Origin of the sequence: Caulobacter sp. (assembly GCF_049283275.1) — a bacterium.
Taxonomy (GTDB): Bacteria; Pseudomonadota; Alphaproteobacteria; order Caulobacterales; family Caulobacteraceae; genus Caulobacter.
Genome location: NZ_JBAPVS010000031.1, coordinates 1 through 6,103 on the forward strand (window position 1 = coordinate 1; position 6,103 = coordinate 6,103).

Below are 6,103 nucleotides of genomic sequence, written 5' to 3' on the forward strand. Positions count from 1 at the left end.
CTCCAGGACGGCCGCACACTAGCGGCATGACCCAAACCGACATCCCCACCTGGTGTTTCACCTTCCAGCAGAAGCTGATGGCCGCCCTCGACGCGGCCTGGGCGATCCTGGAGCACAGCCACGACCCCGCCGAGATCCGCGCGGCCCGCGACAAGGCCAAAGCCATCGGCGACCTAGCCGCCATGGCCCGCAAGGTCGCCCTGATGGTCCCCACCCCGCGCGGCAAACAGAAGGTGGCCGAAACCGCCGCCGCCGGAATGGCCGCCACTCAAGCCGTGGCGACCGTGCAGGAAATGATGGCCTCCATGTCCCCGCCGGCCGCGCCGCCGGTGGCGGCCCAGGCCGAACACGCCCGCCGCGCGCTGGACAAGCTCAAGGGCGGGCGACGCGGGCGGTTGTGAGGAAGTGAATCTGGGCGTCCTGGCTCAACCTTCCCAGGCCATGCCGAAACAGCACGCGTAAAAGCTTTACGGACGCATCAACTTTACCATAGGTTAACGCCGCGCAAGCCGACGGCGACCGACCGATCAAGATCGCGCCGCGCTTGATCCCCGGGGGGCAGATCCATGGGCGGCGTTCTTCACACCATCTGTTACGTCGCCGAGATCGAGAAGAAGGACCAGTCGGCCTGCCCCGAATGTCAGGGTGCGATTCTTCAGACGCTCACCCAGAACGAAGAGATCTATACGGACGCCTATCCGGCCGAGGTCTTCGTGGCCGGCGGGAACCTCCAGAGCTATCGCTTCGATGATGAGCCCGCCCACAGCGCGCCGGCGGAATACAGCCCGGACCTGAAGGTCGACATTCCCATTCCGTCGAACGGCTACACCCACCTTTGCCTGAAATACAATCGCGAGGGCGGCCCCCGCATAAACGTCGTGGCGGTGATCAACGGCGGCCAGGTCGAGCCCGCCAAGATCCCGGCCAACGGCCTGGACATCACCTGCCCGATCGCGGAGGCCGACATCGACGGGGTTCCGGTCGAACTGGACACGTTCGTCTGGGACGCCGGCCAACCGACCATCATCCTCGATCAGCATCTGGGCGCCTGGTCGATCGGGCCGCCGGAGAGCGTGTCAGGCGACCTGACGCTGACGTTCCGCCCGACGCTGTCCGTGCCCGTGCTTGGAAACCTGGGCGGAAGCGGAACCCTCAAGTTCGTGTCGTGGGAGCGCAACCGGCTGTCGAGCTGGGTGAAAGGAACCCCCCATCAGTGGACGGGCGACAGCAAGACGGTCGCCTTCGAGGCCAACACCTACATGGGCGTCATCGCCTACTACCAACTCGCCGGGATCAACACCGGCGGCCCCATCCATATCCCCGACACCAAGCCGGGCCCGGAGACGCCCGGCTACCCCGCGCCCAAGTGGATCGTGCTGAGGTGGCTGACGGCGGTGTGGCGCGTGTTCTTCCCCGCGAGGCGCTAGCGCCTGGGCGCTGGGCGGGGTGACGATGCTGGCCGGCACGGCCTGGACCCCTCTCTCATGGAGAGAGGGGTTCCATGGACGTCCGAAACGGGTCGAAAGCGGCCGTCGGCTCGGCGTTTGAAAGCTGCCTCCCCCCTAATCCGGCCACAAATCCTGCACATCGCCCTTGCGGTTCAGCATATGCGTGGCCCGCTTGATCAGCATCAGCAGCCGGTCCCGCCGCCCGTCGCCGTCATAGGTCAGGGAGGCACGCGCCAGGCCTTCCAGCATGAACCGCGCCAGGTCCCGGCTGGCCTGGAACCGCGGCCCGGCCCCCGCGTGCAGGATCTTCAGGAAGTGGTCGCCGGCCTGGGCGCGGTCGAACTCGGCCTGGGCCGGGGCCAGCAGGGCCTGGACGGCCGGGTCGGTGCGGCCCGCGGCCTCCAGCTCGGCGAAGGCCAGGAACGGCACGGTGTGCAGCAGGTCCCAGTAGCTGTCGATCGCGTGTTCGGTGACGTCGGCGCCCTGCGGCAGGTTCTCGGCGGCGGCGCGGAACAGGGCCGAGCGCGCGGCCTGGACGTGGGCCACGGCCGCCTCGACCAGGGCCTCGCGGGTGGGGAAGTGGTAGAGCATCGCCCCGCGCGTCAGGCCGGCGGCGTCGGCGATCACCGGATTGGCCGCGGCGTGATAGCCGATCTCGGCGATCAGACGCATCGCCTGGTCGAGAATCCGCGCCCGGGTCTTCAGCGACTTGGGCGTATCCTTGGCGAGGCGTGCGGCGTCCATGATCCTGATCTAGTCAAAGCGATATTGCGCTGCAACAGTCCAGCGCCCGTAAAGCTTTGCCTTGCTCCACAAGATTTAGCCAATGGTGAAATTTCGGGCGTTGGTGCGGCGCAGCGTCGCGCCGTGTGCGGAACGCCGTTTCACGAAAGCGACATGCAATCAGCTTAATCGCCGGACCACTCGCCCCCGGCGCCGCACGGGACGCCACAGGGGGCGCGGCTGGTCCCGGGGGGACCGGCGACCTGAACCGCTGGAGGGGCACATGGTCACCGACACCGACATCGCGATCCGCCGCTATCGCTCGATCTTCATCAGCGACGTGCACCTGGGCACGCGCGGCTGCCAGGCCGAGCTGCTGCTGGACTTCATCCGCCATGTGGAGTGCGACAAGCTCTACCTGGTGGGCGACATCATCGACGGCTGGAAGCTGCGCAGCGGCTGGTACTGGCCCCAGAGCCACAACGACGTGGTGCAGAAGATCCTGCGTCTGGCCCGAAAAGGCGTCGAGGTGATCTATGTGCCCGGCAACCACGACGACCGGGTGCGCGACTTCTGCGGCGTCCACTTCGGCGGTGTGGTGGTGGCCCGCGACATGATCCACGAGGCCGCCGACGGCAAGCGCTACCTGGTGGTGCACGGCGACGAGTTCGACGGGATCGTGCAGCACGCCAAGTGGCTCGCCTTCCTGGGGGATTGGTCCTATAGAACCATCCTGATGCTGAACACCTTGCTCAACCGCGCGCGTCGGAGGCTGGGGTTCGGCTACTGGAGTCTTTCGGCCTATCTGAAGGTCAAGGTGAAGAACGCGCTGCAATTCATCGAGAATTTCGAAGCCGCGGTCGCCGACGAAGCCCGTCGGCGGGGCGTCGACGGCGTGATCTGCGGCCACATCCACAAGGCCGAGATGCGCGACATCGACGGCGTGCTCTATGTGAACGACGGCGACTGGGTGGAAAGCTGCACCGCGCTGGTGGAACATATGGACGGACGGCTCGAAATCCTGGAATGGTCCAAGCTTAGGTCCTGGTCGGTGATCGATCGGGCACGGGCGCTCACCCTCGAGCCCCCCATTGCGGAGCCTGCCGCCGCCTGATGCGGATACTACTCGCCACCGATGCTTGGGAACCGCAGGTCAACGGCGTGGTTCGGACCCTCACCAAGGTGATGGCCGAGCTGAAAGCCATGGGCCATGAGGTCGATGTCGTCAGCCCCGACCAGTTCCCCACCTTCCCGCTTCCGACCTATCCGGAGATCAAGCTGGCCATCGGCGCCTATGAGCCGGTGATGGAGCGCTTCAAGTCGTTCGAGCCCGAGGCGATCCACATCGCCACCGAGGGCCCGATCGGCCTGGCCGCCCGCCGCATCTGCCTGGAATGGAAGCTGCCGTTCACGACCAGCTACCACACGCGGTTTCCGGAATACGTCTCGGCCCGCCTGCCGCTGCCGCTGTCGGCCGGCTACACCTACATGCGCTGGTTCCACAAGCCGTCGGGCCGGCTGATGGTCGCCACCCCGACCATGCGCGACGAGCTGATCCGCCACGGCTTCCGCAACATCTCGCCCTGGACGCGCGGCGTCGACACCGACGTGTTCAAGCCCCGCGCCAAGGGCGATCCGGACGTGTTCGCGGGCCTGGCGCGGCCGATCTTCCTCAATGTCGGCCGCGTGGCCGTCGAGAAGAACATCGAGGCCTTCGCCAGCCTGGACCTGCCCGGCACCAAGGTGATCGTCGGCGACGGCCCGCAACGCGAGGAGCTGGCCGAGAAGTACCCGAACGTGGTGTTCGCCGGCGCCAAGTTCGGCGAGGAGCTGGCCCGCTATTTCGCCTGCGCCGACGTCTTCTGCTTCCCGTCCCTGACCGACACCTTCGGCCTGGTGATCTTGGAGGCCATGGCCGCCGGCGTGCCGGTGGCGGCGTTCTCGGCCCCCGGGCCGATCGACATCATCCCCGGCTCGGGCGCCGGCGCCCTGGCCCCCGGCCAGACCGAGGGCCTGCGCGAGGCGTGCCTAGCCTGCCTGGACATCGACCATAAGGTGGTGCGCAAGTTCGCCGAGGGCTTCTCGTGGCGAGCCTGCGCCGAGGAGTTCTACAAGAACCTGCAGCCCTATCCCGAGCCGGAAAAGACCCGGTTCTGGCGGCGCCTGCGACGGCTGGCGCGGCTGCGCAGGAAGCCGGCGGCGTAGTACCCGCGAACACTTCCCCCTACGGATCGCTTCGCGACCGTCTTCCCCCAAAGGGGGAAGAGGCGCCGCGCTTTTGGTCCTCCGCCCCCTATGGGGGCGGACAGACGGCGAAGCCGTCAGGTGGGGGCAAGTGGGTGAGCCACACCCCCTGGCCCATCTCCGCGCCTTCCCCTAGTCTGACCAAATCAGGCAGCGAGCATCTCCACGTGTTGAACACGGCCGAACAAGAAGCCTGGAGCTTTCTCAGCAAGGCGCCGCACTACGCCGCGCCCGACGAGGTCGAGGCCCATTTCGGCCGGGCGATCGGCGCGTTCGGCTATGACCGCTTCTGCGCCACCCTGATCAACGCCGAGCAGCTGGGCCGCGAGCCGCCCACCCTGGCGCGCCGCGACTTCGACGCCTGGGACGCCCGGTATTGGGGCGAGCGCCATGTGGTCCACGACCCGTGCATCAGGCTGCTGAAGAAATCCAACCGCGCCTTCGCCTGGACCGACGCCAAGCCCATGGGCGACAACCGCGCCCAGGCCATGTGGGGCGAGGCCTCTGAGTTCGGCATGAACGACGGCTATGTGGTGCGGGTGTTCGGCCCGGCCGGCCATGAGGTGCTGATCCGCATGGCGACGGCGGCGACGACCACCGACCCCACGGCCCGCGCCGTGGTCGAGAGCCTGGCCACGGTGTTCGGCACCATCATGCTCAAGCACTGGGAGCTGCAGGACGACAATCCCGATCACGGCGTGATCTCCGAGCGCCAGGCCCAGTGCCTGTACTGGGCCAGCCGGGGCAAGACCGACTGGGAGATCGGCGCGATCCTCACCCTCTCGCCCCGCACCGTCCACCACCACATCGAAGCCGCCAAGAAACGCCTGGGCGTGGTCAAGCGGCAGGAGGCGGTGATGAAGGCGGGGGAGCTGGGGCTGTTGGCGAAGGTGGGCTAGGGGCGGGCTTGGCCGCCCGCTATCCCGCCAGCCAGGCCACGGCGCGCCGGACCATGGCGATCAGACCGGCCCCGAACACCAGGACCACCACCCCGGCCGGGACCAGCATCAGCAGGTTTCCCCAGTGCAGCCCGCCCAGGGTGCGGGCGGCGATCAGGGCCAGGGTCAGCATCAGGACGGCGACGCCCCCGATGAACGCCAGGCCCAGCCGCGCGCCGCCGGCCCGACGCGAGGCGCCTTGCCAACGCACCAGACCGCCCGTTCGGTGATTGGACCCGATTCGACCGGAACCGCCGCGGGATCGACGCCGCCGGCGTCCGGCCGAGGCGGTCATTGACGGTGCATGTCGACGATGCGGCAGCGGACGCTCCAGCCCTCGCCGCCACGATCGGTGAAGTCGGTGACCACCAGCTCATAGACCTCGCCGTCCTGGCTGAGCGTGCAGACGTCGCCCACCCGCATCGGCTGGGCGTGTCGCGAGCGGATATGGGCCTCGCGCAGAGTGACCAGGTTGTCGCACAGCAGTTCGTAGTCCTGCGACCCGAACGGCGACTCCGGCCTGGGAGCGCGTCTTGCCATCACAAGGGGGCCATCACAGGGGGGACCATCACAGGGGGGACCATCATCCGCGACGCGACTTGCGCGCCGCGTACTTGGCGTCGCGCTTGTCCTTGGCCTCGGCCTCGGTCGGGACCTTGGCGCGCTTGCGTTCGGCGTGCTGGTCGGCCCTGGCGGCCGCGTCGGCGGCGACCGTGGCGGCCGCCGCCTTCTTGACCGTCCGGACCGCCT

The 6,103-nt window shown here is 68.0% G+C and carries 8 protein-coding genes; 5 read left to right on the forward strand and 3 right to left on the reverse strand.

Features of this window, described 5'->3' with window-relative positions; all coding sequences use genetic code 11:
- Window positions 1-26 precede the first annotated feature (26 nt).
- Together WAL33_RS01695 and WAL33_RS01700 are read left to right on the forward strand one after the other, a co-directional pair.
- Window positions 27-401, forward strand: coding sequence for a hypothetical protein (locus tag WAL33_RS01695; protein WP_422177876.1), 375 nt, complete (start codon window positions 27-29; stop codon window positions 399-401).
- 165 nt (window positions 402-566) lie between these two features.
- Window positions 567-1,427 (forward strand): hypothetical protein, encoded by an 861-nt coding sequence (locus WAL33_RS01700; RefSeq protein WP_422177862.1) that lies wholly within the window; start codon window positions 567-569, stop codon window positions 1,425-1,427.
- Between the two features lie 135 nt (window positions 1,428-1,562).
- On the opposite strand, the gene WAL33_RS01705 is transcribed toward WAL33_RS01700, so the two are convergent.
- Window positions 1,563-2,192: a TetR/AcrR family transcriptional regulator gene (locus tag WAL33_RS01705; RefSeq protein WP_422177864.1), complete on the reverse strand. Its 630-nt coding sequence runs from the start codon at window positions 2,190-2,192 to the stop codon at window positions 1,563-1,565.
- A 262-nt stretch (window positions 2,193-2,454) separates the two neighbouring features.
- Here WAL33_RS01705 and WAL33_RS01710 point away from each other — a divergent pair, with 262 nt between their 5' ends.
- The 3 genes from WAL33_RS01710 (at window position 2,455) to WAL33_RS01720 (ending at window position 5,314) form a co-directional block, all read left to right on the forward strand.
- Entirely contained in the window at window positions 2,455-3,285 is an 831-nt protein-coding gene (locus WAL33_RS01710; protein ID WP_422177866.1) for a UDP-2,3-diacylglucosamine diphosphatase, read from the forward strand.
- Window positions 3,285-4,376 carry a glycosyltransferase family 4 protein gene (locus WAL33_RS01715; RefSeq protein ID WP_422177868.1) on the forward strand — a complete coding sequence of 364 codons (1,092 nt, stop codon included), beginning with the start codon at window positions 3,285-3,287 and terminating at the stop codon, window positions 4,374-4,376. The genes WAL33_RS01710 and WAL33_RS01715 overlap by 1 nt, the downstream gene beginning before the upstream one ends.
- A gap of 206 nt (window positions 4,377-4,582) precedes the next feature.
- Window positions 4,583-5,314, forward strand: coding sequence for a helix-turn-helix transcriptional regulator (locus WAL33_RS01720; RefSeq protein ID WP_422177870.1), 732 nt, complete (start codon window positions 4,583-4,585; stop codon window positions 5,312-5,314).
- Window positions 5,315-5,333: 19 nt separating this feature from the next.
- Here WAL33_RS01720 and WAL33_RS01725 read toward each other — a convergent pair whose 3' ends face one another.
- A complete protein-coding gene (locus tag WAL33_RS01725; protein ID WP_422177872.1) occupies window positions 5,334-5,564 on the reverse strand; it encodes a hypothetical protein in 231 nt (76 codons plus the stop codon).
- 80 nt (window positions 5,565-5,644) lie between these two features.
- On the reverse strand, window positions 5,645-5,893 hold the full coding sequence (locus WAL33_RS01730) for a hypothetical protein (RefSeq protein WP_422177874.1): 249 nt from the start codon (window positions 5,891-5,893) through the stop codon (window positions 5,645-5,647).
- Window positions 5,894-6,103 lie beyond the last annotated feature (210 nt).

Bases quoted from the DNA above. Each gene is read 5' to 3' on its own strand.
- WAL33_RS01715 (WP_422177868.1), top strand. From the start codon at position 3,285: ATGCGGATACTACTCGCCACCGATGCTTGGGAACCGCAGGTCAACGGC.
- WAL33_RS01700 (WP_422177862.1), top strand. From the start codon at position 567: ATGGGCGGCGTTCTTCACACCATCTGTTACGTCGCCGAGATCGAGAAG.
- WAL33_RS01695 (WP_422177876.1), top strand. From the start codon at position 27: ATGACCCAAACCGACATCCCCACCTGGTGTTTCACCTTCCAGCAGAAG.
- WAL33_RS01705 (WP_422177864.1), bottom strand. From the start codon at position 2,192: ATGGACGCCGCACGCCTCGCCAAGGATACGCCCAAGTCGCTGAAGACC.
- WAL33_RS01730 (WP_422177874.1), bottom strand. From the start codon at position 5,893: ATGGCAAGACGCGCTCCCAGGCCGGAGTCGCCGTTCGGGTCGCAGGAC.
- WAL33_RS01710 (WP_422177866.1), top strand. From the start codon at position 2,455: ATGGTCACCGACACCGACATCGCGATCCGCCGCTATCGCTCGATCTTC.